We start from the raw sequence: 26,064 nt of genomic DNA, 5'->3' as shown, positions 1-26,064 counted from the left end.
GGCTATTTTTATAGAAAAGGAATTATTGATGGGGCAGATTCTGGACGGTAAAAGCTTGGCTAACTTACTAGCGGGTAAATTGCAGCAGCAGGTTAGTGCATTAAAAGAGCAAGGAATTGAGCCATTATTTTGCGTAATTAATATTGGTGATGATTCAGGCAGTAAAATATACTTGCGGACGAAAAAAAGACGTGCACAGGAAATTGGAATTGCGCAGAAAGTTTATCAATTGCCAGCTGATGAAAGCCAAGCAAATTTGTTAGCATTGATTGACCAGTTAAATGTTAATTCACAAGTTAACGGCATTATGATTCAATTGCCAGTACCTGAGCAAATTGATTTAAATGAGGCTTTAGAACATATTAGTCCTGACAAGGACGTTGATTGCTTGACGCCGAGCAACGTCGGGCGCTTGTGGCGCGGCGATCACTTTGTTGAACCGGCAACTGCTCACGGTATTTTAGCTTTGTTAAAACATTACCAAATTAATTTACAAGGTAAAAATGTCGTAATCATTGGTCGCAGCAGTATTGTTGGTAAGCCATTGGCTGCTTTAATGCTGGAACAAAATGCAACAGTTTCCATTTTACACTTGAAGACTAAGAACCTTTCCGAATATACTAAGAGGGCAGATATTTTAGTGTCAGCGGCTGGGCATGCTGGTTTGGTATCAGCTGAGATGATTAAGCAAGATGCCATTGTTGTCGACGTCGGGATTAATCGGGTTAATGGTCGAACTATCGGTGATGTTAATTTTGACGAGGTTGCACCCAAGGCAAGTTACATTTCTCCAGTTCCTGGCGGCATTGGCCCACTAACAGTTGAATCACTGATGGAGCAAGTGGTTAAGCTAACAAGGAGAAATCATGGCAGATAATAAATATCTTACCGTTACGGATTTGAATTATTACATTACGCAAAAATTTAAAAATGATCCTTATTTGCACAAAGTCTTTTTGCAAGGTGAATTGTCAAATTTTCGTTTTCGGCGTAATTCACATCAATATTTTTCGTTAAAAGATGAAAAATCCAAAATCAATGTGGTCATGTTTCGGTCTTACTTTGATAAAGTTAAATTTCGACCAGAAGAGGGCATGAAGGTCTTTGTGACCGGCTATGTTAGTGTCTATGGTCCGCAGGGGTCTTATCAGTTTTACGCTGAATCAATGGAGCCAGCTGGATTAGGTGCGCTTTATGAGCAGCTGCAGCAATTGCAAGCCAAGCTAGCTAAGGAAGGCTTATTTGCGCAAGAGCATAAACGAGCACTGCCACATTTTCCCGATCATATTGCGGTAATTACAAGTGCTTCGGGTGCCGTTATTCACGATATTTTGGTAACTGTTAATCGGCGCTTTCCCCATGCTGAAGTTGACTTATTTCCAGCACAAGTTCAAGGCGACCGTGCTGCCGCATCGCTTATAGCTGCAATGAAGCAAATTTCGTCGTATGGTGATAAATATGACGTCATGATCATTGGTCGTGGTGGTGGGTCGCTTGAAGATTTGTGGCCGTTTAATGAAGAAGCAGTTGTGCGGCAAGTTTACGCGATGTCGATGCCCGTAATTTCTTCAGTTGGTCATGAAACTGACACAACGCTGTGTGATTTAGTAGCTGATAGTCGCGCAGCAACACCAACTGCAGCTGCGGAATATGCAACACCAAATTTACCGGATGAATTAGCTAATATTCATCAATTACAGAGCAGTTTATTGTCAAGCATGCAAAATATAATTCGCGTGCGGCGAGACGCTCTTAATCGGATTAATAATTCGGTGATTATGCGTGAGCCAACGCGGTTATACGATGAGCAAGCACAAACATTAGATATGCTGCGTGAGCGGTTAATTAATAATATGCAACACCAATTAGAGCGTTCTCGCCAGCGTTACCAGTTGTCTAAGCAAGCATTGCTTGGGACTAATCTAACTGGTCAAATTAGGCAGATGTTGCAGCAAGAAGATTTTTATTATCAAAAATTGCAGACTAATATGACTAATATGTTAAGAGAAAAACGCCACCAATTAGGGCAAATTGGCCAGCAATTGAATGATTATAGTCCCTTGCAAACATTAAATCGCGGCTTTGCGTATGCAACTGATAATCAGGGGGAAACTGTTAGTTCAGTCGTGCAGCTTAAAGTAAAAGATGAAATTAACTTACACTTTAAAGATGGTAATGCCAAGGCAATTGTAAAGTCAGTTAGGAGAACAAACGATGGCAACAAAGAAGAATAATTTTGAAGAACAATTAACGGAATTACAAAAGATTGTAGCAAACTTGGAAAACGGCAACGTGCCACTAGAAGATGCTTTGAAGGAATTCCAGGCAGGAGTCAAGTTGAGCCGTGATTTGAATCAAAAATTGACGGCAGCTGAAGAAACTGTTGCTAAATTAATTGATAGTGACGGGACAGAGCACCAGCTAGATCCAAATAATGCAGCAGCACCAGAGGAATAATATGACTTTTAAAGAATTTAGAACTAAATGGACACCAGTTGTTGATGAATATTTAACAAAGCATTTAGCAAGTGAAGTTGATGATCAAAAGATTAGCCAGATTATGGCTTACTCAGTAATGGCTAGTGGTAAAAGATTACGCCCACTGCTGTTTTTAGCGACTTTGGCTGCGTTAGATAAGCCGATTAGTGAACCAGAAGTTCGCATTGCTTGCGGCATTGAATTAATTCATACCTATTCATTAATTCATGATGATTTGCCAGCGATGGATAATGATGATTATCGCCGGGGTAAGTTGACTAGCCATAAAAAGTGGGGCGAAGCCGAAGCGATTTTAGCTGGGGATGCATTATTGCCAATGGGAATTGAATGGATTGCCTCAGGCAGCCATTCTGCTGATTTGGTTAAAATCATTACTCAGGCAGTGGGTCCTAATGGCATGGTTGGCGGTCAATATCTCGACATTGATTCGACCAATAATGCTAGCGTAGCCGACGATGCTCAGTTCATCAATCGAATGGAATGGTTGAAGACTGGTTGTCTCATCCTTGCTTGCGTTGAGATGGCGGCAACCTACGCTGGAACTGATCCTGATAAAAAGGCTAAACTGATGGCATTTGCACATGACTTTGGTCGTTCATACCAAATTTATGATGATTTGGTTGATGTTGTAGAAACGAGTGAGGAAGCCGGCAAGGCAACTCATAAGGATCAAGAAGAAGGCAAGAATAACACTTTAACTTTGCTGGGAATTGAGCAGAGTCGTCAGGAATTAACTGGCTTGGTTAAGCATGGCCAAGACAGTTTAGCTGGTTTGAATGGTAGTGTATTAGCTGGCTTTCTTGATTTATACCAAAAGGTGCTGTAAATGACGAAAAAAAGAGCAGATATTTTATTGGCAGAACAGGGCCTTTTTCATTCAAGAACGCAAGCGCAGCGCGCAATTATGGCCGGACTAGTATCCGATCATAATCATCAACGCATTGATAAGAGCGGTACGAGCTTTCCCAAGGATGAAAAATTTTATATTAAAGATGATGGCAAAAAGTACGTCTCACGTGGCGGCTTCAAGTTAGAAAAAGCTCTGAAGTCTTTTCAAATTGATTTAAATAATAAAATTTGTTTAGACATTGGTGCCTCAACCGGTGGTTTTACCGATGTGGCATTGCAGAATGGTGCCAAGATGGTTTATGCCCTCGATGTTGGTTATAACCAACTGGCGTGGCAGCTGCGCGATGATGCCCGTGTAGTTGTCATGGAAAAGCAAAACTTTCGTTATAGCAAGCCAGCAGATTTTACCCAAGGCTTGCCTGATTTTGCCATGACGGATGTTTCTTTTATTTCGCTGGATTTAATTATGCCGCCGATGTTTGAAATTTTAAAAGATGGTTGTGATGCTGTCTGTCTGATCAAGCCGCAGTTTGAAGCTGGTCCAGAAAATGTGGGCAAGCACGGTATCGTGCACGACCACGCGGTTCATTGTGCTGTGATTAAACACACAATTGAGCAGGCATTGAAGGTTGGCTTCAATGTCCTTGATGTTGACTACTCGCCAATTAAGGGTGGCAAGGGCAACATTGAATTTTTGATTCATTTACAAAAAGAAGAACATAATGGTGGTCAAAAATTGTGGTCAGGTACGCCAGAAGAGGTTGTAGAACGGGCAGTTCATGAACTTTAGGAGTTAAAAATGTTAGTTGAGCTGGATATTAAGAACTTTGCCATTATCAAGGCGCTGAAGGTTCGCTTTCAAGAAAATATGACGGTGCTAATTGGTGAAACTGGTGCCGGAAAATCAATTATTATTGATGCTGTGTCACTCTTGATGGGTGGGCGCGGTCAAAAAGAAATGGTCCGCAGCGGTGAAAAAAAAGCCGTTGTCACGGGATTATTTGAGGTTAATCAGGGTACTAATGAAATCACTGAATTATGTGAAAAGTATGGTCTGCCAGATTCTGATGGTCAGCTGATAATTAGTCGTGAACTGGCTGTCAAGGGTCGCAACGTGGTGCGCATTAATGGTCAGTTGACGACCATTAATGTCTTGCGTGAGTTAGGCAATTATTTAGTTGATATTCACGGTCAAAATGACCAGCAGATACTAATGGATCAGGATCGGCAGATTGATTTAGTGGATAATTACGCGCCGGCAAGTTTTAAGACAGCTCTAGCAAGCTATCAAAAGGATTTTGCCAAGTGGCAAACTTTAACTTCACGGCTCAATCATCTGCGTAAAGACGCGCAGGAGTTGGCACAAAAGCAGGACATTTTAAAATTTCAAAATGATGAATTGGCTGCGGCTAACCTGACAGATGTCCATGAGGATGAGCAACTTGAAGAAGAATTTAACGAGCTGAACAATTATCAGAAAATTGTCGATACTGCCAATTATTTGATGCAATTATATGATGATGACGAGCACGGTATTGAGACGTTAATTGGCGACGCGCAAAATGCTGCCAACGAGTTGAGTGAATATGGTTCCAAGTTTAAGGATATTGCCAAGACAATTGATGATGGGGTGTATGCTTTAAGTGATGCCCGCGGAGAACTATCGAATGTCCTAGATGAAATGGACTTTGATGAGGAACGTTACCAGTATGTTTCTAGCCGGTTAGATACCTTAAATTCGCTGAAGAAGAAGTATGGCCCAGATCTTGAAGATGTTTTTGCGTTTTATACAAAAGTGCGAAAGGAACTAGGGCAATATGAAACTGGTGGTCTTGATGAAGAAGAATTGCAGAAGCAGGTTGCCGAAATTGAAGACAAGCTGACGCAAGAAGCGCGAGGATTGCACGATACGCGCGAGCAAGTTGCCCGCAGTCTTGAAGAAAAAATCAAGCAAGAATTGGCCGATCTCTATATGGCCAAAGCACGGTTTGCGATTGATTTTTCGAGTACGACAACTTTTACCAGTAAGGGTACTGATGAAATTGTCTTCTTGATTGCACCAAATCCCGGCGAGGATTTGATGCCGCTTGTTAAGATTGTTTCTGGTGGTGAGCAATCGCGGTTAATTTTAGCGCTAAAAGCGATTTTTAGCCGGGTAGAACCAGTTGGTACCATGATTTTTGATGAAATTGATACTGGTGTTTCTGGTCGGGTGTCGGCCGCAATTGGTGCCAAGATGCACTCAATTGGTGAAAGTAAACAGGTCATTGCGATCACGCACTCGCCGCAAGTGGCAGCTGCAGGGGACCAAAAGTACTTGGTGGCTAAACAAGTTAAGGATGGCGCCACTTACACCCAGATTGGGCCATTGACGCAAGAGGAAACAATTACCGCAATTGCGGAAATGATGGCTGGCAGCAACGTAACGGAAGCTGCTAAACAGAATGCTGAAGATTTGATGGAGAGTTTTAAAAAGAAACAATGATCGTTGAAGAAGTGGCTTTAACTGCTAGTGAACTTGAAGCCGTAAATCAGCTGGTTAATGAGGTTCATCAATTTGACCAAACAACTAAAGATCCTTATTTGAGCAATCAATATAATTATTTTTCGCAGATGTCAACTTTTGTGTTAGCGTATTGTAAGCAGAAGCTGGTTGGCTTAACTATGCTGTATGCTGATGAGGAACCAGGTAGCGAAGTCGAGTTGAGTATTATCGTTGCTCCTGCCTTTCGCAGGCAGGGTATTGCTACTGAAATGTTTAAACATGCAGTTAGAATTTCACAAAAGTATGGCTATTCCCAATATAGTTTTGTCTCTGAAAAAATCTTTTTACAGCAAAATCCAGATTTTCTAAAGAATACTGCTTTAACAATTACCGACTCTGAATATTATATGAAAGCAAGTAAGGCAGTTAAGGCTTCACCGCTTGCAGGATTAACAGTCGAGCAAATGACAGCGGATGATGTCGATGAAGTTGCTAAAATTTATCATGCATCTTTTGACGAGCCATTAACGACAACGATGAACTATTTAGTTCAAGGGTTGAAGGATCCAACTGGGTTAAGTTTTGTCTTACGTTATCAAAATAAAATTGTCGGCTATTGCGGCGTTGACTGCGGTCAATCGGATTATTTCTTTGGCTTGTTAATTGCCGAAGAATTTCGCGGTCGGGGTTTTGCAACGTTCTTTATTAAACAGATGATGGCAACTCTACAAGAACAGGGTTGTAAGGAATTTTCTATCGAAGTTGACTGTGACAATCCAGCGGCAATTCATGTTTACAAGAATGCTGGCTTTGTGGTTGCCACGGAAGTAGTTTATTTGGTGAAAAATGAATGCACAAATAGAACAGTATTGGCGTAATTTTTGTAATGAAAGAGCAATTAATCCTAGCGAGTTGGATGAGGCATTTGCCTTTGGCGACACGAAAAAAATGGCTGACAAATTAGCTGATCTAGTTAATCGGGGAATAAAAACGGCAACAACTAGCATTTATGTGCCAGAGGATAGTCTGGCGCAAGTGGGTAAATATTGCATTATTCTGGATGGTTCTAATAAGCCAGTTTGCGTCGTGCAAAACAAGGTCTGTGAGGTAATGCCCTTTAAGCAGGTATCACAAGAGCATGCTTATCATGAGGGCGAGGGCGACCGCACGTATGCATATTGGCATCAGGCACATGTTGATTTCTTTACTAAAGAGTGTAAAGAAGAAGGCTGGACCTTTAATGACGAGACACTAGTTGTCTGTGAAGTGTTTGCCAAAATTTCATAATCAAAAAAGCTCGAGAATTTTTAGTTCTCGAGCTTTTGGCTATTTTTGTTAAGCTAAATCAATCCGAAAAATATTGCTGACATCAATTATTGTTAATATCTTACGGTCATTAGAACGTAAAATAAAGCGTCCAGTCGATACGCGCTTAACAATCTGGCCGATTTCACTTGTGTCGTTTGGGTAGGTAATCATGACAAAATCACGGTGCAACAGAGCAAAGTTTAGGGTAGTTAAAATATGGCGATAAGCTTGGTTATAAATGCTTAATTTGTCATCATCATAAGTAAATAGATAGTGGTAAATTTTCTTAAGCGAGTTTTTCATTAAAGCACCCCTCAAAAGTAGCGAACATTTGTTTGATAAGCTCATTATACGAACATCTGTTTACGAAAACAAGTGTTTGGCGTAAATTTGTTTAAAAAACTTATTAACTTGAAAAACTGTTACATTTAGTTTTAAATAGACTTAATAGCTTTTTATAGGGGAGTATGGCATGGCAGATAAAGGTTTGTTACTTGTCCTTTCGGGTCCTTCAGGAGTTGGCAAAGGAACCGTTAAAAGTGCAATAGTTAAGAATAAAGTTTTTCCGTTTGAATATTCAGTGTCAATGACGACGCGTAAGCCGCGGCCTGGCGAAGTTAATGGCAAAGATTATTTTTTCGTTTCAGAAGAACGTTTTAAGCAAGCTATTAACCATGGCGAACTTCTAGAATATAATAGATATGTGGACCATTATTATGGGACGCCGCTTACACCAGTGAAAAAAATGCTGGAGCAGGGTAAAGATGTGTTGTTAGAGATTGACGTTAATGGGGCGCAAAAAGTGCGTGAACAAATGCCGGATGGAGTTTTTATTTTCTTAACCCCACCAGACTTACACACTTTGCACGAGCGCTTGGAAAATCGTGGCACAGAATCAGAAGACATCATTATGGGTCGCATCAAGCAGGCCAGAGAAGAAATATTGGTAATGCAAGATTATGATTATGCAGTTGTTAATGATGAGGTGGCAAATGCTGTTCATCATATTAAAGCAATTGTTGATGCCGAGCATGTTAGCGTCAAACGGGTAATTGATACTTACCGGAAAATGGTCAGGGAGGACTAATTATGAGAGTTACATATCCATCAATTGACAAATTATTAGCACGTGTTGATTCGCGTTATTCGTTATCAGTGCTTGCTGCTAAGAGAGCACATGAATTAGAGGCTGGCGATCCAGAAGCATTAAAGAGCTACAAGTCGCTAAAGCCTGTCGGTAAGGCGCTGGAAGAAATCGAAGCCGGTAAAGTTACCGTTGATCCCGAACATCGCGAGGTTAATCAATAAGTTGGTTAAATTTCATGACCTTCATCCGCAAGTGATGGAGGTCATTTTTTTCAAGGTGATTAAATGATTGCGCAAGTAATTGTAGATATTGCAGCTAAGCAAACGGACCGGATTTTTGAATATCATATTCCTGATGAAGTTGGTAATGTCGAAATTGGTTCACGAGTGTTTGTACCATTTGGTCCGCGAAAATTGCAAGGCTTTGTGGTTGGCCTAACTGAGAGCAGCCAGTTTCAAGGTAAGTTAAAGGATCTGCTGTTAGTTGTTGACGAAATGCCGCCGTTAACACCAGAGTTAGTAGAGTTATCTAAAGAACTGGCTGACCGCATATTTTCATATCGGATTACGCTGTTAAAGGCAATGTTGCCGCGAGTGATGCGGGCAAATTATCGCAAAATTTTGGTACCACAATCTCCTCAGGTAAAAGAATTACCATTTTTTCAGGGAGAACCAGTTGATTTAAATAAAATTACTGATGCCAAGGAAATTGCGGCAATCCGCAAATTACTTCGTAATGATGATGCCAAAATTGAATATTTGGTTGAAAATCGAGCTAAGGTGAAGACGCAAAACCAGTATGCCTTGGTATTAACTAAAAAAGACTACATCGACCTTTATGTGTCTTTACGACAAAATGCGGTTAAGCAAAGGCAACTGCTGATGGCGATAATTGAAAATTATTCTGCCTTCCCGATGCTGCAAAGCCAGTTGGAACAAGTAGCTCAAGTTAATACAGCTTCATTAACAAGTGCTGTCAAAAAAGGCTGGTTGAAAAAGTCGGCGCTGGAAGTTTATCGTGATCCGCTAGCTACTTTTACCAAGAGCAAACATCCTCATGCCAAAATCAGATTGAACGAAGAGCAACAAGCTGCACTAAACCAAGTTGTGCCTGCTATTCAAACTGCCAAGCCGCAGACTTTTTTGCTTGAAGGCATCACAGGTAGCGGGAAAACCGAGGTTTATTTGCATGCAATCAACCAAACCCTGATTAGTGGGAAGAATGCGCTAATGCTGGTGCCGGAGATTTCGCTAACGCCGCAGATGGTGACCCAAGTCAAAGCGCGCTTTGGCGAGCAAGTTGCGGTGTTGCATAGTGGCTTGTCGGAAGGCGAATTGTATGACGAGTGGCGGCGAATCCGCCGCGGTGAGGTCAGAGTTGTTGTCGGTGCACGTAGTGCGGTGTTTGCACCCTTAACTAATATCGGTCTAATTGTCATTGATGAGGAGCATGAATCTTCATACAAGCAGGAAGATAATCCGCGTTATCATGCCCGAGATGTGGCTATCTGGCGCAGTAAGTACAATTCTTGTCCCTTAGTGCTAGGTAGTGCCACACCATCACTTGGTAGTCGTGCGCGCGCACAAAAGGGCGTGTATCAATTATTAAAATTGACTAAACGAGCTAACCAGAAAAAGTTGCCCGAAGTTAATTTAATTGATCTTAAGCAAGCTGATTTTGCTGGTGGGCAATTGGACTTAACGGTGCAATTGGTTACTGCAATTCAGGAACGCTTAGCTAAAAAAGAGCAAGTGATACTGATGCTTAATCGGCGCGGCTTTGCTAACTTTATGTTGTGCCGCGAATGTGGTTACGTTATGAAGTGCCCCAACTGTGATCTGTCGCTAACAATGCACAAAGATACAGGACAAATGCAATGCCATTACTGCGGCTATACTATAGTAATTCCAAGCAAATGTCCTAACTGCCAAAGTTCAAAGATTCGTTTCTTAGGCACAGGCACGCAAAAGGTTCAGGAAGAATTGAATTCGCTATTGCCTGGTGCAAGAATTTTGCGGATGGATGTTGACACAACCCGGCGCAAGGGCGCATTTAAACGGATTTTGGATGCATTTGGGAATCATGAGGCAGATATTTTACTGGGGACACAAATGATTGCCAAAGGGCTGGACTTTCCCAATGTCACACTTGTTGGGGTTGTCAATGCTGATACCGGCTTATGGCTACCAGATTACAATGCTTCCGAACGAACTTTTGAATTGTTAACGCAAGTTGCTGGCCGTGCTGGCCGTGCTGAAAAAAAGGGTGAGGTTATCATTCAGACCTTTAATCCAGATCACTATGCAATTAAACTGGCACAAACGCAGGATTATGAACGCTTCTATGCTTATGAAATGCAAATGCGGCACGCAGGCAATTATCCGCCGTATTTTTATACGGTGTTAATATCGGTTGCAGCCAAAAAGGAGCAAAATGCTGCTCGCGAAGCATTTAAGATTAAACGTCGCTTGCAAGCTAACTTGCATCCAGCAACGATTGTCTTGGGACCGACACCGAGTGCAATTTCTCGTCTAAAAAACAAATATTATTATCAAATACTGGTAAAATATAAAAAAGAAGTTAACTTAAATAATTTATTACACCAAATTCAGGACTCAGCGCAGGAAGTAAAGAAGTACGGCTTAAGCGTGTATATCGACAATGAGCCTGAGCGAATTATGTAAAGGAGAATGTCAATGACTTCAGTTATTTTTATGGGCACCCCCGATTTTGCGGTGCCGATTTTGCAGGCACTGGTAGAGAACAATTATGATATTAAAGCGGTTGTTACGCAGCCAGATAAAAAGGTGGGCCGTAAGCAAAAGGTTACCCCAACGCCAGTGAAGGTGGCTGCAGAAGAACTTAATCTGCCAGTTGTTCAACCAGTTAAATTGTCAGGTTCGCCAGAGATAGCTAAGTTGATCGCCTTACACGCTGACCTAATTATTACTGCTGCCTACGGGCAATTTTTGCCGACCAAATTCTTAAATTCAGTTAAAATTGCGGCAGTTAATGTGCACGGCTCATTATTGCCAAAATACCGTGGTGGAGCGCCAATTCAGTATTCACTAATCAATGGCGATTCTGAAACTGGAATAACAATTATGGAAATGGTCAAGAAGATGGATGCCGGCGATATTTATGCGCAAAAGTCACTCAAGATTGAACCAGAAGACACCACTGGCAGCATATTTACCAAATTATCGTTGCTGGGTCGTGACTTATTGCTCGAAACCTTGCCCCAGATCATTGCTAATCCGGACCAAAAGACGCCGCAGGATGCAAGTAAGGTTGTCTTTTCACCTAATATTCAAAAAGACCAGGAGCAAATTAAGCTGACATTAACGGCAACACAAGCTAACAATTTAATTCGCGGACTTAATCCTGATCCCGGAGCCTATTTATCAGTTGCTGGCAAGCGCCTGAAGGTGTGGCGAGCAGAAGTTAGTTCAGAGCAAACAGAACTGCCGGCAGGTAGTTTAGTTGCAAGCGATGACCGTTTTGCAATTAGTTTTGCGCAAGGAACGGTGCTGAACTTATTGGAGTTACAGCCAGCAGGTAAAAAGAAAATGACCGTTAACAACTTCTTGAACGGTCAAGGCAGTAAATATACGGTAGGAGAACAAATTGTCGACGACTAAAAGTGCGCGTGCAGTCGCGCTGCAAACACTGATTCGCGTTTTGCGCGATGGGTCATACTCAAACATTAGCTTGAATAACAGTCTGCGGCATTCGCAATTAAGTCAAGCAGACCGCAATTTTTGTACTCGCTTAGTTTATGGCACGATTCAATACAAAATTTATTTAGAATACCAGCTGCATGACCTAGTTAAGACCAAGCTTAAAGAAGATTATTTGTTGCCGTTATTATTGATGTCGAGCTACCAAATTTTATTTTTAGATAAGGTGCCTAACAGGGCAGCAGTCAATGAGGCCAATCTGCTGGCTAAGCAATTCGGTAAGCCGCATTCAACCGGTTTTAAAATTGTCAACGGTATTTTGCATGCGTTAATTCGCCGCGGATCAGTCTTACCTGATAAGAAGGATGCCATACAATACTTGAGCGTCAAAGAGAGTGTGCCTGAATGGTTAGTGCAATATTTAATTAACAATTGGGGGTTTGAACGCACGAGCAGTATTTTGGCCAGTATTAATTTGCCCGCAAAAAATACGGTGCGCGTTGCCCGCTCAGTAGATACTGAAGAAGTAATTAAAGCGCTGATAAATTTAGGTTTTGCTCCAGAAGAGTCAGCCTTAACAAGTGACGAGCTAGTTTTAGATCGCGGCGGCGTCAGTGAGACACCGTTATTTCAAGATGGTAAATTGACAATTCAAGATGAAGCTGCTAGTTTAGCGGTAAATGCTTTCAATTTTATGGGTGATGAAGAAGTGCTGGATGCTTGTAGTGCACCTGGTGGCAAAACCGTGCAGATTGCGGAACAATTGGCAACTGGCTACGTGACTGCGCTCGATATTCATGAAAATAAGTTGCGGCTGGTTAAGCAGAATGCTGAACGAATGAATGTGAACGAGCGCGTTGTCACTAAGGCAATGGACGCTCGCAAGGCCGACCAAGTTTTTGCGCAAGGTCAATTTGCTAAAATTCTGGTTGATGCACCTTGTTCTGGTTTGGGATTATTACGCCGCAAGCCGGAAATCCGTTATACCAAGAGTTTGAGTGATTTAACTAACTTGCAAAAAGTGCAGCTAGCATTACTTGATCATTTAAGTGGTCTGGTAAAGGCGAATGGCGAACTAGTTTATTCTACGTGTACCATTGCCGTTGAAGAGGATGAGGCAGTAGTCAAGACATTCTTAAAGCAACATCCTGAATTTGAATTGCAGGCGTTTAAAGCGGGCAAAATTGATGCACCAGAAGGGATGCTCAAGATTTTACCTGATAGTTATGGCAGTGATGGCTTTTTCATTGCTAAGTTTGTAAGGCGAGGTTAGAGTTTTGATTAAAACAGCATACGCTTCGAGTATCGGTCGGATACGGAAAAGCAATCAAGATTTTGTACGAGTTTTTCAAAATAAGAGCGGTGCAACTATGGCAATTGTCTGTGATGGCATGGGTGGCCATCAGGGCGGGGATGTTGCCTCGACAATGGCAGTTAGCCATTTGGGCCATAGCTTTGGCGTAACTGACTTTACTGATTGTGACAGTGCTCGTAAGTGGCTTGATGTTCAGCTTAATTCCGAAAATGAGACGATTTTAAAGACTGCTGACCGTTTTCCCGATTTGAATGGGATGGGCACGACGATTGTCTTGGCCGTTGTTTTTGCACAAGAAGCTTTAATTGCTCACTTAGGCGACTCGCGAGCATACAGTTATACCGCGGGCAAGTTTATCCAGTTAGTCGAAGATCATTCGCTGGTTAATGAACTTGTTAAAATTGGCCAAATTACTAAACAGCAAGCCAAGCACCACCCGCAAAAAAATATTATTACGCAAGCACTTGGCGTTTCTAGCACAATTGATCCAGAATTTCGCCAGATAACTTTGCATGATAATGACGTGATTTTGCTATGTACAGATGGGTTGACCAATTCGTTAAGTGACCCCCAGATTCAACAAATTTTGGCAACTAAAGAATTGTCTTTAAAGGAACGCTGCCGCAAATTAATCAACGAAGCTAACCGCTTAGGCGGTGGCGATAATATTACCGTTTGCCTTGTAGTTAACGAGGACGGTGATCAGCAGTGATTGATAAAGGGTATTTATTAGGTGATCGCTATCGGATCATTGACACGCTGGGTGAAGGCGGGATGGCTAACGTTTATTTAGCCGAAGACATCATTTTGCAGCGAAAAGTTGCCGTTAAAATTTTGCGAATGGACTTGCAGCGTGAACCGCAGACTTTGGCCCGATTTCAACGTGAGGCGTTAGCTACTAGTGAATTAAGCCATCCCAACATTGTCATGGTGCTGGATGTTGGAACAGATTACGGCCTGCCTTACATGGTGATGGAGTACGTTTCGGGACCGGATTTAAAAGAGTATATCCGGCAGAATTCGCCACTAGACTTGCGCGATGTGATTCGGATTATGGACCAAATATTGAGTGCCATGGCGTTGGCACACAAGCATAATGTGATTCACCGGGATTTAAAGCCGCAAAATATTCTGATGGATAAACGCGGCAATATTAAGATTGCCGACTTTGGCATCGCGGTGGCTTTGAACCAAAATTCCGTGACTCAGACTAATTCTGCAATTGGTTCAGTTCATTACATGTCTCCAGAACAAACACGCGGCGGACTGGTTACCAAGCAATCTGATTTGTATTCGCTGGGAATTATTCTTTATGAATTAATTACTGGCACGGTGCCGTTTAATGGTGACACCGCTGTTGCCATCGCCTTGAAGCATGCTCAAGAGCCGATTCCGTCAATTAAATTAAAAGACCCAAAAGTCCCCCAGGCATTAGAAAATGTGGTCTTAAAGGCCACTGCTAAGGACCCACGAGATCGCTATAGCACTGCTCAAGAAATGAAGGCTGACTTAGACACAAGTCTTGACGGTAGCCGTGCCGATGAGCCGGTTTTTATTCCCAATCATGGTCTGAATAATGATGAGACAATTGTGCTGCCTAACTTTAAGCTCAGTCGTAAGACCGAGGTAACCCAAGAAAAAGATCAGGCCAAAGAAGTAGAGCAGCAGCCAGTTAAAAAGAGTGGTTTGTTAGCTAGTCTACGGCAAAATAAATGGTGGTGGTTATTTATTGCCATTGCTGCGGCTGCAATAGTCGGATTAATGTTTTTGGTTCTCAGCAGTCATGCAGATGTTCGGATTCCCGACGTCACTAATTTAACCGAAAAAAGTGCCCGAGCCCAGCTAGAAAAAGTTGGCTTGAAAGTCGGTCATATTAAGCATAAGAGTTCAGATAGTATTGACCAGGGTCGCGTAATTGAAACTTTGCCTCCCGCTGGCTCGCAAAGTAAAAAGGGTCGGCCAATTGATCTCTATATTTCAGATGGTGCTGGGATGGTGCGTGTGCCCGACGTAACTGGTGAAGACTATGATGCGGCTGTGGCAAAATTGCAAAAATTGGGTTTTGATGTTATTAAAGATACCCAATATTCGCCTAATGTGCCACCTGATCACGTTATTAGCCAGAGCATTGCTGCCGATGTTGAGGTTAAGCCTAACCAGACAACGGTTACTTTAGTTGTATCTAAGGGCCGCGATGATGGCCTTCAACGTAATGCGATTAAGCTGGCAAACTTAAAGAATTATACGTTAAAAGAGGCACAAGAATATGCTCATCAGCGTGGCTTGACCTTGCAAGTGACCTCAACGTATTCTGATAAAGTTAAAAAAGGTAAGATTATTTCGATGAGTCCAGCAGCTGGTACGCAGGTGCCGCGCAGTAGCACGTTGACTGTGAGTTTATCAGAGGGGCCGAAAGAAAAAGAGGATTCATCTGCGATTAAAACCTTTACTGTTAACTATGATTCCGAAAATACTTCGGGTGGTCATGGTAACCACGTGCAAATCTATGTTTCCGATGATAATCATTCTCTTAGCAATATTTACCGCGACTTATACATTAAACGAGATACCAATTTTTCAATTCCATTTTCACTGAAAAACGGTGCCGGTAGTTTGCGAGTTGTGCGCGATGGTCAAACCATATTAAATGAAAAGGTGAAATAAATGACTAAGCAAGTCGAAGGAATTGTTATTGGCCTGATTGCCGGTTTTTATGATGTGCGAACGCAATTTGGGGTTGTGCGCACAAGAGCACGCGGAGTTTTCCGTAAAAACAAGGAAAAGCCAACAGTTGGCGACCATGTGCAAATTCAAATTGATGAACAAGGAACCAGTTATTTGGTTGCGATTATGCCGCGCAAGAACCTGATTGGGCGGCCAGCTTTAGCCAATGTAAGTCATGTCTTGCTGGTGATGTCGGCGGTTGAGCCGGACTTTTCGTTGCAGCTGCTTGACCGGTTCTTAACTTTTTTTGCATGGCAAAAAGTTGCGGTTAGTATTTATTTATCTAAAAGTGACATTGTTGATGCTGGTAAGCTGCAGAAAATTAAGCGGGAACTTGATTATTATGCTGCAGTTGGTTATCCGATTTATGATGATTGGACCGAGCTAGCTGCCAAGTTGCCTAAGGCAATTATGCAGGACCAAATTTGGACACTAGCAGGGCAGTCTGGTGCTGGCAAGTCGACTTTGATTAATCACCTAAAAAAGGATCTGCAACAAGAAACAGCCGCAATTTCAACAAGTTTAAACCGCGGTAAGCACACAACTAGAACGGTTCAGCTATTTAGCTTAGGTGAAGGCTTTTTAGCAGATACACCGGGATTTTCTGCGATTGACTTTACGCCAATCAAATTAAATGAGCTTTGCAATTACTTTGTCGAGTTTAAAAAGGCGAGCGTTAATTGCAAGTTTCGAGGCTGCCAGCACCTTAAAGAACCAGGTTGTGCAGTTAAGAAGCTTGTGGACGAGGGCAAAATTCGTCAGAGTCGCTACGATGATTATTTATTGATGCGCAATGAAATTGCCAATGGCCGGATACCCGAATATTTGAAATAAGGAGACAAGATGTTAATTGCACCTTCGATTTTAAATGCGAATAATTTAAACCTCAAAAGTGACATTGCAGCAGCCGTTGTAGCTGGAATTAGTCGAGTTCATATTGATATTATGGATGGTCACTTTGTACCTAATTTATCTTTTGGCCCACAATTAGTTAGTGATTTTAAGCAGGCATTTCCTGACATTACGGCAGAAATCCATCTAATGAGTGACAAGCCAGATATTTTTGTACCAGCATTTGTTAGTGCTGGTGCTGATTTAATTGAACTGCATTATGAGGCAATGTCTGCAGCAGAATTAGATAAGTGGCTAACTTATTTAAATCAGCATCATGTCAAAGCTGGTCTAGTACTTAGCCCTGATACGCCAGTAACGGTCTTGCCTAAATTTGCAGCTAAGCTTGATCAAGTCTTATTAATGACTGTTTATCCAGGCTTTGGTGGGCAAAAATTTATTCCCAAAATGATTGATAAAATTAATCGGGCTAAAGAATTGTTGCAAGGCAAGTTGCCGATTGAGGTTGATGGCGGCATTGATGCCGAAACGGCCCAGATTGCTAAATCAGCTGGAGCAAGTATTTTTGTTGCTGGTTCATACTTGTTTGGTAATGGGCGAATAGCTGAACAAATAGCAGAACTAACGGAGATATTGCGATGAAGGCAATTGCGTTATTAGGTGGTCCTGAAGCCGAATGGCCGCAGGAGATTAAGCAAAGATTATTAACTGCGCAAGGTCAGGGTGACCTCTTGATAGGAGTTGACCGTGGCAGTATTTTACTTGAGCAATTAGGTTTCACTCCTGATCTGGCAGTTGGTGATTTTGACTCCTTAAAGCAAAAAGAGTTAACTAAAATTGCTTGTGATGTTCCAGATGTGCGTTATTCAGTCCCAGAAAAAGATTTCACCGATACTGAGTTGATGATTAGGGATGTTTTTAACGATTATCAAGTTGAAAAACTAACGCTGCTAGGTGCTACTGGTGGGCGCATTGATCATTTTTTGGTAAATTTGCTGATGCTGCTAAACCCAGCTGTTAATCAATTTGCAGAGCAAGTCGAGATATTGGACCGGCAAAACCGTATTAATTTTTATAATTCCGGCAATCATGTAGTGCCGCGGCAAACGGGTTATACGTATTTTGGCGTTGTCCCACTCACAGCAGTAACGCAGTTAAATATTACTAATGCTAAATATAATTTATCAGATTATGATGGTTCTTATCCGGTGGCGTTTAGTTCAAACGAATTTTTGCCACAGGCAAATTCATTTAATTTATCGTTTATTAAGGGGACCGTCGCTATTATCCAAGCTAAAGATATTGATCGTTATCAAAATATTTAATTAAAAAAGCCAATTCCTAAAATGACTAAGAATCGGCTTTTAATTTAGTATAATAAAAAAACTGCTGGAACTTAATCTAGCAGTTTTTATGTATATTAGGCACGAGTCACTTTACCAGACTTCAAAGTCTTGGTTGAAACCCATACACGCTTTGGTTTACCATCAACAAGAATACGAACTTTTTGAAGGTTTGGCTTCCAAGCACGACGAGCTGAATTCAATGAGTGAGAGCGTGTGTTACCAAAAGTGGTCTTTTTACCTGTAATATAATCTTTTGCCATTTGCTAAACCCCCTTTACTTGTGTTTTCATACTTAATTAAGATAGCATAACTTTTAGCGTAATGCAACTGCAAAAGTATTTTTTGTGAATGGATTTTGTATTTATCTTGGTTTACTATGATAAAATAGAATCATACACAAGAAGCAATAAGACGGAGGATAAACATGGCTGTTAAAATCAAGACAAAAAACGGTTTGATTGATATTTCAAACGGAGTGATCGCAACTGTTGTTGGTAATGCGGCTACGTCTAATTATGGCGTTGTTGGTATGGCGTCAAAGAACACGATTCGAGATGGTGTTGACGTCATTTTGAACCGTGCAAATTATAAACGTGGCGTTGTTGTTAAGTCAGAAGATAATGAAATTACGGTTGATGTTTATATTATTGTCGGATACGGCTTGAAGATTTCTGAAGTTAGTCGTAATGTACAAGACAGCGTTAAATTCAGTTTGAAGAATCAACTTGGAATTGACACAAGAGCTGTTAACGTAATCGTTCAAAGTGTTAAGGTACTTGACGAGTAACTCAATCGGAGGTTTAGAATATTGGTTTTAAAGGAAATAGATAGTAACAAATTTAGAGATATGGTACGAGTGGCTACTCACCGAATGGGGCGCAATGCCGAGTTTGTTAACTCACTTAATGTGTTTCCAGTTCCTGATGGCGATACGGGTACTAACATGAATTTAACTATTGAAAGTGGTGCAAAGGCCGTTGCTCAAAATACCAGTACAAGTGTGGGCGATCTAACTGAAAGCTTGGCAAAAGGAATGCTTATGGGGGCTCGTGGTAATAGCGGCGTTATTTCCTCGCAGCTTTTTAGAGGCATTTATAAGGCCACTCAAGGCATGAAAACTTTAAATGCCCAGGAGCTTGCTAATGCATTTTCAAACGGTGTTGCGACAGCTTATAAAGCTGTAATGAAGCCCGTTGAAGGAACAATCTTGACGGTTGCGCGGGTGGCGGCTCAAGAGGGAGCAAATAAGGCTAACGAAACTGATGACGTTGAGGAAGTCATGGAAGCAATTGTCAATGGTGCCAAGAAGTCTTTGAAGACGACCCCCGATCTGTTGCCAGTTTTGAAGCAAGTTGGCGTTGTTGACTCTGGTGGTCAAGGATTACTCTTTATTTATGAAGGCTTTTTGGAAGGTATTTTAGGCGAAAATTTCGCCGATCGCTACCAACCAGATGAAGGCGAAATGGATGAAATGATTAACGCCATGCACCACCAATCAGTGCAAACACAATTGTCAACGCAAGATATTAAAAATGGTTACTGTACTGAAATCATGGTTGATTTGACTGCTGATATTCCAAATAAAAAGCCGTTTAATCTGGAAGAATTCAGAAATCACTTGTCTGAGCTTGGAGACTCGTTATTAGCTGTTTCCGATGATGAGGTTGCTAAGGTTCACGTTCATACTGAACACCCTGGTGATGTTTTCTTATACGGCAGTCAGTTTGGTCAATTAGGCAAAATCAAGATTGATAACATGCGGATTCAACACGAAACGATTGTTAATGATAGTGATGAACAACAAGAAAGCGTTGATTTTGCGGTAATCGCTGTGGCTTCTGGTAATGGTATTCGCAAGTTATTTGAAAGCGAAGGCGTTAACCGCATTATTTCTGGTGGTCAAACGATGAACCCATCAACTCAAGATATTATTGACGCTATTAAAAAATCTGGTGCGCAAAAGGCAATTGTGCTGCCAAATAACGGCAACATCGTGATGGCTGCTAAGCAGGCCGCTGAAGTCAGTGATATTCCTGTTGGTATTGTACCTACTAAGACTATTTCACAAGGTTTAACGGCAATGCTTTCCTTTGATCCTGACTTATCAGTTGAAGAAAATGTTGACAGCATGACCGAAGATCTTGACACCGTTATTTCAGGTGAAGTGACGCAAGCCAACCGTGATACAACAATTAATGACGTTGAAGTCCATGCTAATGACTACCTGGGAATTATTGATGGCGACATCGAGGTAGATAATCCTGACTTAGTAACAGCGACGATTAACATGGTTGAAAAGATGCTGGATGAAGATTCAGAAATTATTACAATCATGTTTGGTCGCGATTCCAATAAGAAGCAGGCTGAGCAAATAGTGGCGGGCTTAAAGGCAAATCATGATGATCTTGAATTTGAAGTTCATGATGGTGGCCAACCAGTTTATAACTTCTTGGTTTCTGTAGAATAAGAGATGAATACACAAGCATTATTTGCTCCGGTAACAGATTTAAAAGGTGTCGGTACTAAAACAGCTGCTGCTTTAGGTAGTTTGGGCATTTATAGTATCTATGACTTACTATTTTATTTTCCGTTTCGCTATGATGAACTGCAAACAATGCCTCTTGACCAGATCATGGATGGCCAGAAGGTAATGTTAAAAGGAATTGTAGCTACAGAAGCTTTTGTTAGCCGTTTTGGTTATAAAAAGAGCCGGCTTAGTTTTAAAATGCGGATTGACCATGATATTGTCATGGTCAATTTTTTTAATCAGCCATGGTTAAAGGACAAGATCGAAATCGGCAAAGAAGTGGCCGTTTATGGCAAATATACGGTGGCTCGGCAAAGTCTATCTGGTTTCAAGTTTGTCGCTGCTAAGGAGCACGACAGTGGGATGGCGCCGATTTATCCGGTTAATCGTTATTTGCGCCAAAAAAAATTGGTTGCACTAATTAATTTGGCGTTAACCGATTATTTACCGCTGATTGAAGACGTGGTTCCTGAAGCAATCAGGCAAAAATACCGCTTATTGTCCGAGCAAGAAATTGTTGTTAAAATGCACCACCCCCAAAATGGCCGTGAGGCAGAACTAGCTAAAAGAAGTGCAATTTTTCGCGAATTTTTCATTTTTCAGACGGAATTAGCGCAGCTTGCTCATGGCAATGCCAAGCATCAGGGAATTTCTAAAAAATATGATTTGACAGAAGTTGCCAAATTAACTGCGTCACTGCCGTTTGAGCTTTCGGCTGATCAAAAACAAGTGGTTAACGAAATTTTTGTGGATTTACATTCTTCAAGACAAATGCAAAGACTGCTTCAAGGGGATGTCGGTTCGGGTAAGACAGTCGTGGCCGTTTATGCAATTTTTGCTGCGGTAACTGCGGGCTTTCAGGCAGCCTTGATGGTGCCGACCGAAATTTTGGCAACGCAGCATTTTAAAAAAATCGATGAACTGCTTAGACCACTTGGCGTCCGTGTTGCCCTATTAACGGGAACAACGAAAACGCTGGAGCGGCGGGAAATTTACCGTGAACTAACTGATGGCACAATTAATGTTGTAATTGGGACACACGCCCTGATTCAATCCAAGGTGATTTTCAAAAAATTAGGCTTGGTAATTATTGACGAGCAACACCGCTTTGGTGTTAGCCAGCGGCAAGCCTTGATTAATAAAGGTCCCAGTCCCGACATTTTGGCAATGACGGCAACTCCGATTCCGCGCACGTTAGCCTTAACGGTTTATGGCGAAACAACGGTATCGGAAATTCGTCACCTGCCAGCTGGTCGAAAACAGATTATTTCTGCTTGGAAAACCAGCAGCCAAATGGACGAAGTTTACCAGTTGATGCGTCAGCAGCTTGAGCAGGGCTTCCAAATTTATGCGGTTACGCCGCTGATTACTGAGTCCGAGGCAGTCGACTTAAAAAACGCAGAGCAGCTACATGCTAAATTAAGTCATGACTTTCCTAACCAAAAGGTTGTATTGTTGCATGGTCAGATGCCGGGTGCCAAAAAAGATGAAATTATGACTGAATTTGCGGCTGGTAAAATCAATATTTTGGTTGCAACAAGTGTAATTGAAGTTGGTGTCGATGTTGCTAACGCCAATATGATGGTTATTTATAATGCCGATCGCTTTGGTATTAGTCAGTTGCACCAGCTGCGTGGTCGAATTGGTCGAGGCAAAACGCAGAGTTACTGTGTCTTCATGGCTGACCCTAAAACTGACGCGGGAAAAGCTCGGATGCAGATTATTTCTTCAACAACTGACGGTTTTAAACTGGCTGAGGAAGATTTAAAAATGCGGGGCGAAGGCGACTTGTTTGGCAAGGCTCAATCAGGACTACCTGAATTTCAGGTTGGCAATGTCGTTAATAATTATGAAACTCTGGTTGTAGCGCAAAATGTGGCCAAAGCCTTAATTGAGCAAGATCCGGAATTGACCGCAGCTGCTCATCAGACTTTAAAACAGGTGCTGGATTACAAGCAGCTGCAACAAGAGAGAACGTAGAAAAGATTGTGGTAAATAAATGAGAACAATTGCAATAGATGCGATGGGCGGCGAAAACGCACCCGAAGCAATCGTTAAGGCCGTTTTACAGGCCAAAGCAGAGCTAACCCAAACAAAATTTATTTTGTTTGGTGATGCAAAAAAGATTAATAAATTAGTTGGCTCTGATAAAGATCGCGTTGAAGTTGTTGCGACAACTGAAATTATCAAAGATGAAGATGAACCAGTTAAGGCAATTCGCAGTAAAAAGGACTCTTCACTGGTAGTGGCTGCACGTTTTGTTAAAGAGGGCAAGGCTGATGCCTTGCTATCATTGGGTAACACTGGAGCACTGTTATCTTGCGGAATTTTCATCATTGGTCGGATTAAAGGTATTGCGCGGCCAGGCTTAATGCCAACTCTGCCAGTGAAAAATTCTGACGATGGCTTTAACATGATTGATGTTGGTGCCAATGCTAAGAGTAAGCCCGAATATATTTTGGCATGGGCCAAGATGGCTGCTTATTATGCCGAAAAGGTTCGCGGAATTAATAATCCTCGTGTTGCCCTCTTAAATAATGGCGCTGAAAGCGACAAGGGTGACGACGTTCATCAGGCTGCATACCAGCTACTTCTTGATAGCAAGCTGAATTTTGTTGGTAACATTGAGGGTAATGAATTACTTGAAGGCAATGCCGATGTCGTTGCTACCGATGGTTTTACCGGCAATGCCGTCTTAAAAAATATCGAAGGTACTTCCAGCGTTTTAATTCATTTGCTTAAAGACAGCCTCTTAAATACTGGCCTGAAAGCAAAAATTGGGGCATTATTGATTAAAAATGCGCTGAAGGGATTAATTTCAAAATTTGATACGGCAAAATATGGTGGTGCCGTCTTACTTGGAGTGAATGCACCAGTCGTTAAGACTCATGGGCGTTCAGGTGAGCGGGCTATCTATTTCACGCTTAAGCAGATTGATAAAATTTTAGAAGAAAAAATTATTGATGAATTTAAAGCAGAATTTTCTGCTGCTGAATAATTAATTAAGGTATAATTAAGAACAATAAGGAGAAATAAATAATGACAGAAGAACAAATTTTTTCAAAAATTAGCAGTATTTTAGCCGAAAATTTTGAAGTAGATAAAGACAAAATCACTAACGATACTAACTTTACCAGTGACTTGGACGCTGATTCCATCGATTTAGTTGAGTTCATTTTGCAGCTTGAAGATGAATTCGGCGCCGAGATTTCTGATGAAGATGCCGAAAAAATTAAAACAGTCGGTGATGCCGTTAGTTACGTGGCTGCACACCAAAATTAATTTCTAAAAATTCAGTTTGATATTTGCATGAAGCCAGCTTGATGTATATAATTAGAAATTAAATAAATTTATTAAATATCTCTAATAAATTTTTGCAAAAATTGAGAGGGGAAATGACCTTTGGAAAAACAAAGTGATCTCTTGCTAGATATCCAGCATTTGCATACTGCATACCGTCTACATGGGAAATTTTATGATGCTGCTGATGATATAAATATTACTCTGAAGCGTGACGAAATTTTATCAGTTGTAGGTGAGTCTGGTTGTGGTAAGAGTACAATTGCTGCAAGCATTATTGGCTTGTACGACCATAAAAATACAAAAGTTACTGGTGATATTCTCTATAATGAATTGAACTTAGTGGGTCTGAACGAAGCTCTGTTTAACAAGATTCGTGGTAATAAGATTGGAATGATTTTCCAAGATCCATTGGCAAGCCTTAATCCGTTAATGAGAGTTGGCGATCAGGTAGCTGAAACTTTGTATTATCATACTGATATGAACGAAAAAGCGCGTCATGAACGCGTTATTGAGTTATTTAATCAAGTTGGGATGCCTAAACCTGAGGAAATGTACTCAATGTACCCACATGAATTATCAGGTGGGTTGCGTCAACGGGTTGTGATTGCAATGGCAGTTGCATGTAAGCCGGAAATCATCATTGCCGACGAACCGACTACTGCACTTGACGTAACGATTCAGGCGCAAATTCTGGATTTACTCGAAGATATTCAAAAGCAATCACATTCTGGAATTATTTTGATTACGCACGACCTTGGCGTTGTTGCTGAAACAGCTGATGAAGTTGCCGTAATGTATGGTGGTCAGATTGTTGAAAAGGCTGATGTTAAAACAATTTTTAGTCATCCGTTGCACCCATATACCCGTTCTTTATTGAACTCAATGCCGCAATCAGATGATGAAAGCGAAGATTTGCATGTTATCCAAGGGACTGTTCCGTCATTGCAAAATATGCCGAGAACAGGTGATCGGTTTGCTCCGAGAATCCCGTGGATTCCTGAGAGTGACCACGAAGAAAATCCAACTATGCATGAAGTCGAACCTGGACACTGGGTCAGATGTATATGCTGGAAGACATTCCACTTCCAAGATCAAGATGCTGCAGCAAGTGGGGAGTAATTTATGGCTAAAGAAATTATTCAAGTAAAAAACCTAAAAGTTCACTATCCAATTCGGAGTGGCTTTTGGAACAGAATTACTGATTATGTGTGTGCCGTTGATGATATCAGCATTACAATTAATGAGGGTGAAACTTACGGCTTAATTGGTGAATCTGGTTCTGGTAAATCAACTACTGGTAAGGCAATTGTTGGGGTTGAACCCGTTACTAGCGGTCAGATTATTTATAAAGGCGTTGACATTACTAAAGCTAAGAATAGACGTCAGTTGAACTACAATAAAGATGTTCAGATGATTTTCCAGGATTCAATGTCTAGTTTGAACCCGCGTAAAAGAATTGAAGATATTATTGCAGAACCAATCCGTAACTTCGAAAACTTAACTACTGATCAAGAACGTGACCGTGTGCAGGAACTGCTTGATATTGTTGGGATGCCTAGTGATGCGATTTATAAATATCCGCATGAATTTTCCGGTGGTCAAAGACAGAGAATTGGGGTTGCCCGTGCGGTAGCGACAAATCCAAGGCTGATTGTAGCAGATGAACCTACCAGCGCTTTGGACTTGTCGGTTCAGGCTCAGGTTTTAAACTTCATGAAGCATATTCAGCAGCAATATAATATTGCATATCTGTTTATTTCACACGACTTGGGTGTTGTTAAGCACATGTCTGAGAACTTGGCAATCATGCACCGTGGTCGTTTAGTTGAAATTGGTACCCGTGAGGATATTTATAATAATCCAATTCATATTTATACCAAGCGGCTGCTTTCTGCAATTCCTAAGGTTGATGTTGAACACCGTGAGGAACACAAGAAGGAACGTAATCGGGTTGAACAAGAATTTCAAAATGACCAGAGTGCTTGGTACGATAAAGACGGTCGTGTTTATCCATTACAACATGTATCTGGCAAGCATTTTGTTGCCTTGCCGCCAGAACAAGTAAATCAAGAAAAGGAGAGTGACTAAA

The 26,064-nt window shown here is 41.4% G+C and carries 27 protein-coding genes; 25 read left to right on the top strand and 2 right to left on the bottom strand.

The annotated features are described in order from the left end of the window. Positions 1 to 28 precede the first annotated feature (28 nt). From OZX76_RS06305 to OZX76_RS06270, 8 genes are read left to right on the top strand one after another with little or no spacing between them, the layout of a single operon-like run. Positions 29 to 877, top strand: coding sequence for a tetrahydrofolate dehydrogenase/cyclohydrolase catalytic domain-containing protein (locus OZX76_RS06305; protein WP_277178792.1), 849 nt, complete (start codon positions 29 to 31; stop codon positions 875 to 877). Further along, complete coding sequence (gene xseA, locus OZX76_RS06300) at positions 867 to 2,234, top strand: exodeoxyribonuclease VII large subunit (protein ID WP_277178790.1); 1,368 nt, start codon at positions 867 to 869, stop codon at positions 2,232 to 2,234. The genes OZX76_RS06305 and xseA overlap by 11 nt, the downstream gene beginning before the upstream one ends. Then, the gene (locus OZX76_RS06295) at positions 2,215 to 2,457 is read left to right on the top strand and encodes an exodeoxyribonuclease VII small subunit (RefSeq protein ID WP_277142330.1); all 243 of its coding nucleotides are present in this window, start codon (positions 2,215 to 2,217) and stop codon (positions 2,455 to 2,457) included. Before xseA ends, OZX76_RS06295 begins: the two co-directional genes overlap by 20 nt. Position 2,458: 1 nt before the next feature. Next, entirely contained in the window at positions 2,459 to 3,325 is an 867-nt protein-coding gene (locus OZX76_RS06290; RefSeq protein WP_277178788.1) for a polyprenyl synthetase family protein, read from the top strand. Then, positions 3,326 to 4,138 carry a TlyA family RNA methyltransferase gene (locus OZX76_RS06285; RefSeq protein WP_277178786.1) on the top strand — a complete coding sequence of 271 codons (813 nt, stop codon included), beginning with the start codon at positions 3,326 to 3,328 and terminating at the stop codon, positions 4,136 to 4,138. It abuts the gene before it with no gap. Between the two features lie 9 nt (positions 4,139 to 4,147). Further along, on the top strand, positions 4,148 to 5,833 hold the full coding sequence (gene recN / locus OZX76_RS06280; protein ID WP_277178784.1) for a DNA repair protein RecN: 1,686 nt from the start codon (positions 4,148 to 4,150) through the stop codon (positions 5,831 to 5,833). Continuing rightward, positions 5,830 to 6,711: a GNAT family N-acetyltransferase gene (locus OZX76_RS06275; RefSeq protein ID WP_277178782.1), complete on the top strand. Its 882-nt coding sequence runs from the start codon at positions 5,830 to 5,832 to the stop codon at positions 6,709 to 6,711. The genes recN and OZX76_RS06275 overlap by 4 nt, the downstream gene beginning before the upstream one ends. Further along, positions 6,680 to 7,120: an ASCH domain-containing protein gene (locus OZX76_RS06270; protein ID WP_277178780.1), complete on the top strand. Its 441-nt coding sequence runs from the start codon at positions 6,680 to 6,682 to the stop codon at positions 7,118 to 7,120. Before OZX76_RS06275 ends, OZX76_RS06270 begins: the two co-directional genes overlap by 32 nt. A 48-nt stretch (positions 7,121 to 7,168) precedes the next feature. Here OZX76_RS06270 and OZX76_RS06265 read toward each other — a convergent pair whose 3' ends face one another. Then, positions 7,169 to 7,444 carry a hypothetical protein gene (locus tag OZX76_RS06265; protein WP_277178778.1) on the bottom strand — a complete coding sequence of 92 codons (276 nt, stop codon included), beginning with the start codon at positions 7,442 to 7,444 and terminating at the stop codon, positions 7,169 to 7,171. A gap of 169 nt (positions 7,445 to 7,613) precedes the next feature. On the opposite strand from OZX76_RS06265, the gene gmk reads away from it, so the two are divergent. From gmk to OZX76_RS06215, 10 genes are all read left to right on the top strand, one after another. Continuing rightward, positions 7,614 to 8,228 carry a guanylate kinase gene (gene gmk / locus OZX76_RS06260; RefSeq protein ID WP_277178776.1) on the top strand — a complete coding sequence of 205 codons (615 nt, stop codon included), beginning with the start codon at positions 7,614 to 7,616 and terminating at the stop codon, positions 8,226 to 8,228. A 2-nt stretch (positions 8,229 to 8,230) separates the two neighbouring features. Then, on the top strand, positions 8,231 to 8,449 hold the full coding sequence (gene rpoZ / locus OZX76_RS06255; RefSeq protein ID WP_277133581.1) for a DNA-directed RNA polymerase subunit omega: 219 nt from the start codon (positions 8,231 to 8,233) through the stop codon (positions 8,447 to 8,449). A 63-nt stretch (positions 8,450 to 8,512) separates the two neighbouring features. Then, positions 8,513 to 10,912, top strand: a complete 2,400-nt coding sequence (gene priA / locus OZX76_RS06250) for a primosomal protein N' (RefSeq protein ID WP_277178774.1) — start codon at positions 8,513 to 8,515, stop codon at positions 10,910 to 10,912. A gap of 12 nt (positions 10,913 to 10,924) precedes the next feature. After that, the gene (gene fmt / locus OZX76_RS06245; protein WP_277178772.1) at positions 10,925 to 11,869 is read left to right on the top strand and encodes a methionyl-tRNA formyltransferase; all 945 of its coding nucleotides are present in this window, start codon (positions 10,925 to 10,927) and stop codon (positions 11,867 to 11,869) included. Further along, positions 11,856 to 13,181, top strand: a complete 1,326-nt coding sequence (gene rsmB, locus OZX76_RS06240) for a 16S rRNA (cytosine(967)-C(5))-methyltransferase RsmB (protein ID WP_277178770.1) — start codon at positions 11,856 to 11,858, stop codon at positions 13,179 to 13,181. Before fmt ends, rsmB begins: the two co-directional genes overlap by 14 nt. 4 nt (positions 13,182 to 13,185) lie before the next feature. Beyond that, positions 13,186 to 13,935 carry a Stp1/IreP family PP2C-type Ser/Thr phosphatase gene (locus OZX76_RS06235; protein WP_277178768.1) on the top strand — a complete coding sequence of 250 codons (750 nt, stop codon included), beginning with the start codon at positions 13,186 to 13,188 and terminating at the stop codon, positions 13,933 to 13,935. Then, positions 13,932 to 15,887 (top strand): Stk1 family PASTA domain-containing Ser/Thr kinase, encoded by a 1,956-nt coding sequence (pknB, locus tag OZX76_RS06230; protein WP_277178766.1) that lies wholly within the window; start codon positions 13,932 to 13,934, stop codon positions 15,885 to 15,887. The genes OZX76_RS06235 and pknB overlap by 4 nt, the downstream gene beginning before the upstream one ends. Further along, a complete protein-coding gene (gene rsgA, locus OZX76_RS06225) occupies positions 15,888 to 16,781 on the top strand; it encodes a ribosome small subunit-dependent GTPase A (protein ID WP_277178764.1) in 894 nt (297 codons plus the stop codon). 9 nt (positions 16,782 to 16,790) lie between these two features. Next, entirely contained in the window at positions 16,791 to 17,441 is a 651-nt protein-coding gene (gene rpe, locus OZX76_RS06220; protein WP_277178762.1) for a ribulose-phosphate 3-epimerase, read from the top strand. After that, the gene (locus tag OZX76_RS06215; protein WP_277178760.1) at positions 17,438 to 18,124 is read left to right on the top strand and encodes a thiamine diphosphokinase; all 687 of its coding nucleotides are present in this window, start codon (positions 17,438 to 17,440) and stop codon (positions 18,122 to 18,124) included. The genes rpe and OZX76_RS06215 overlap by 4 nt, the downstream gene beginning before the upstream one ends. A gap of 95 nt (positions 18,125 to 18,219) precedes the next feature. On the opposite strand, the gene rpmB is transcribed toward OZX76_RS06215, so the two are convergent. Then, on the bottom strand, positions 18,220 to 18,405 hold the full coding sequence (rpmB, locus tag OZX76_RS06210; RefSeq protein ID WP_277133595.1) for a 50S ribosomal protein L28: 186 nt from the start codon (positions 18,403 to 18,405) through the stop codon (positions 18,220 to 18,222). A 164-nt stretch (positions 18,406 to 18,569) separates the two neighbouring features. On the opposite strand from rpmB, the gene OZX76_RS06205 reads away from it, so the two are divergent. From OZX76_RS06205 to OZX76_RS06175, 7 genes are all read left to right on the top strand, one after another. After that, entirely contained in the window at positions 18,570 to 18,932 is a 363-nt protein-coding gene (locus OZX76_RS06205; RefSeq protein WP_277178758.1) for an Asp23/Gls24 family envelope stress response protein, read from the top strand. 21 nt (positions 18,933 to 18,953) lie between these two features. Then, positions 18,954 to 20,612: a DAK2 domain-containing protein gene (locus OZX76_RS06200; RefSeq protein ID WP_277178756.1), complete on the top strand. Its 1,659-nt coding sequence runs from the start codon at positions 18,954 to 18,956 to the stop codon at positions 20,610 to 20,612. Between the two features lie 3 nt (positions 20,613 to 20,615). Further along, the gene (gene recG / locus OZX76_RS06195) at positions 20,616 to 22,652 is read left to right on the top strand and encodes an ATP-dependent DNA helicase RecG (RefSeq protein ID WP_277178754.1); all 2,037 of its coding nucleotides are present in this window, start codon (positions 20,616 to 20,618) and stop codon (positions 22,650 to 22,652) included. A gap of 19 nt (positions 22,653 to 22,671) precedes the next feature. After that, positions 22,672 to 23,670, top strand: a complete 999-nt coding sequence (gene plsX, locus OZX76_RS06190; RefSeq protein WP_277178752.1) for a phosphate acyltransferase PlsX — start codon at positions 22,672 to 22,674, stop codon at positions 23,668 to 23,670. A 41-nt stretch (positions 23,671 to 23,711) separates the two neighbouring features. Continuing rightward, complete coding sequence (gene acpP, locus OZX76_RS06185) at positions 23,712 to 23,954, top strand: acyl carrier protein (protein ID WP_277178751.1); 243 nt, start codon at positions 23,712 to 23,714, stop codon at positions 23,952 to 23,954. A gap of 120 nt (positions 23,955 to 24,074) precedes the next feature. Then, entirely contained in the window at positions 24,075 to 25,094 is a 1,020-nt protein-coding gene (locus tag OZX76_RS06180) for an ABC transporter ATP-binding protein (RefSeq protein WP_277178749.1), read from the top strand. Between the two features lie 3 nt (positions 25,095 to 25,097). Then, the gene (locus tag OZX76_RS06175) at positions 25,098 to 26,063 is read left to right on the top strand and encodes an ATP-binding cassette domain-containing protein (protein WP_277178747.1); all 966 of its coding nucleotides are present in this window, start codon (positions 25,098 to 25,100) and stop codon (positions 26,061 to 26,063) included. Position 26,064: the final 1 nt, after the last annotated feature.

The organism is Lactobacillus sp. ESL0677 (genome assembly GCF_029392875.1).
GTDB lineage: Bacteria > Bacillota > Bacilli > Lactobacillales > Lactobacillaceae > Lactobacillus.
The sequence above is the reverse complement of the archived record's forward strand: the minus strand, read 5'-3'. Positions and strand labels throughout refer to the sequence as shown.

What these genes read in the sequence shown, in the direction of transcription:
- OZX76_RS06215 (WP_277178760.1), top strand. Translation starts at nt 17,438, where the DNA reads ATGAAGGCAATTGCGTTATTAGGTGGTCCTGAAGCCGAATGGCCGCAG.
- plsX (WP_277178752.1), top strand. Translation starts at nt 22,672, where the DNA reads ATGAGAACAATTGCAATAGATGCGATGGGCGGCGAAAACGCACCCGAA.
- OZX76_RS06305 (WP_277178792.1), top strand. Translation starts at nt 29, where the DNA reads ATGGGGCAGATTCTGGACGGTAAAAGCTTGGCTAACTTACTAGCGGGT.
- OZX76_RS06270 (WP_277178780.1), top strand. Translation starts at nt 6,680, where the DNA reads ATGAATGCACAAATAGAACAGTATTGGCGTAATTTTTGTAATGAAAGA.
- gmk (WP_277178776.1), top strand. Translation starts at nt 7,614, where the DNA reads ATGGCAGATAAAGGTTTGTTACTTGTCCTTTCGGGTCCTTCAGGAGTT.
- OZX76_RS06175 (WP_277178747.1), top strand. Translation starts at nt 25,098, where the DNA reads ATGGCTAAAGAAATTATTCAAGTAAAAAACCTAAAAGTTCACTATCCA.
- rsgA (WP_277178764.1), top strand. Translation starts at nt 15,888, where the DNA reads ATGACTAAGCAAGTCGAAGGAATTGTTATTGGCCTGATTGCCGGTTTT.
- OZX76_RS06275 (WP_277178782.1), top strand. Translation starts at nt 5,830, where the DNA reads ATGATCGTTGAAGAAGTGGCTTTAACTGCTAGTGAACTTGAAGCCGTA.
- OZX76_RS06205 (WP_277178758.1), top strand. Translation starts at nt 18,570, where the DNA reads ATGGCTGTTAAAATCAAGACAAAAAACGGTTTGATTGATATTTCAAAC.
- priA (WP_277178774.1), top strand. Translation starts at nt 8,513, where the DNA reads ATGATTGCGCAAGTAATTGTAGATATTGCAGCTAAGCAAACGGACCGG.
- xseA (WP_277178790.1), top strand. Translation starts at nt 867, where the DNA reads ATGGCAGATAATAAATATCTTACCGTTACGGATTTGAATTATTACATT.
- OZX76_RS06285 (WP_277178786.1), top strand. Translation starts at nt 3,326, where the DNA reads ATGACGAAAAAAAGAGCAGATATTTTATTGGCAGAACAGGGCCTTTTT.
- OZX76_RS06290 (WP_277178788.1), top strand. Translation starts at nt 2,459, where the DNA reads ATGACTTTTAAAGAATTTAGAACTAAATGGACACCAGTTGTTGATGAA.
- OZX76_RS06295 (WP_277142330.1), top strand. Translation starts at nt 2,215, where the DNA reads ATGGCAACAAAGAAGAATAATTTTGAAGAACAATTAACGGAATTACAA.
- OZX76_RS06265 (WP_277178778.1), bottom strand. Translation starts at nt 7,444, where the DNA reads ATGAAAAACTCGCTTAAGAAAATTTACCACTATCTATTTACTTATGAT.
- recG (WP_277178754.1), top strand. Translation starts at nt 20,616, where the DNA reads ATGAATACACAAGCATTATTTGCTCCGGTAACAGATTTAAAAGGTGTC.
- rpoZ (WP_277133581.1), top strand. Translation starts at nt 8,231, where the DNA reads ATGAGAGTTACATATCCATCAATTGACAAATTATTAGCACGTGTTGAT.
- fmt (WP_277178772.1), top strand. Translation starts at nt 10,925, where the DNA reads ATGACTTCAGTTATTTTTATGGGCACCCCCGATTTTGCGGTGCCGATT.
- rpe (WP_277178762.1), top strand. Translation starts at nt 16,791, where the DNA reads ATGTTAATTGCACCTTCGATTTTAAATGCGAATAATTTAAACCTCAAA.
- recN (WP_277178784.1), top strand. Translation starts at nt 4,148, where the DNA reads ATGTTAGTTGAGCTGGATATTAAGAACTTTGCCATTATCAAGGCGCTG.
- rpmB (WP_277133595.1), bottom strand. Translation starts at nt 18,405, where the DNA reads ATGGCAAAAGATTATATTACAGGTAAAAAGACCACTTTTGGTAACACA.
- acpP (WP_277178751.1), top strand. Translation starts at nt 23,712, where the DNA reads ATGACAGAAGAACAAATTTTTTCAAAAATTAGCAGTATTTTAGCCGAA.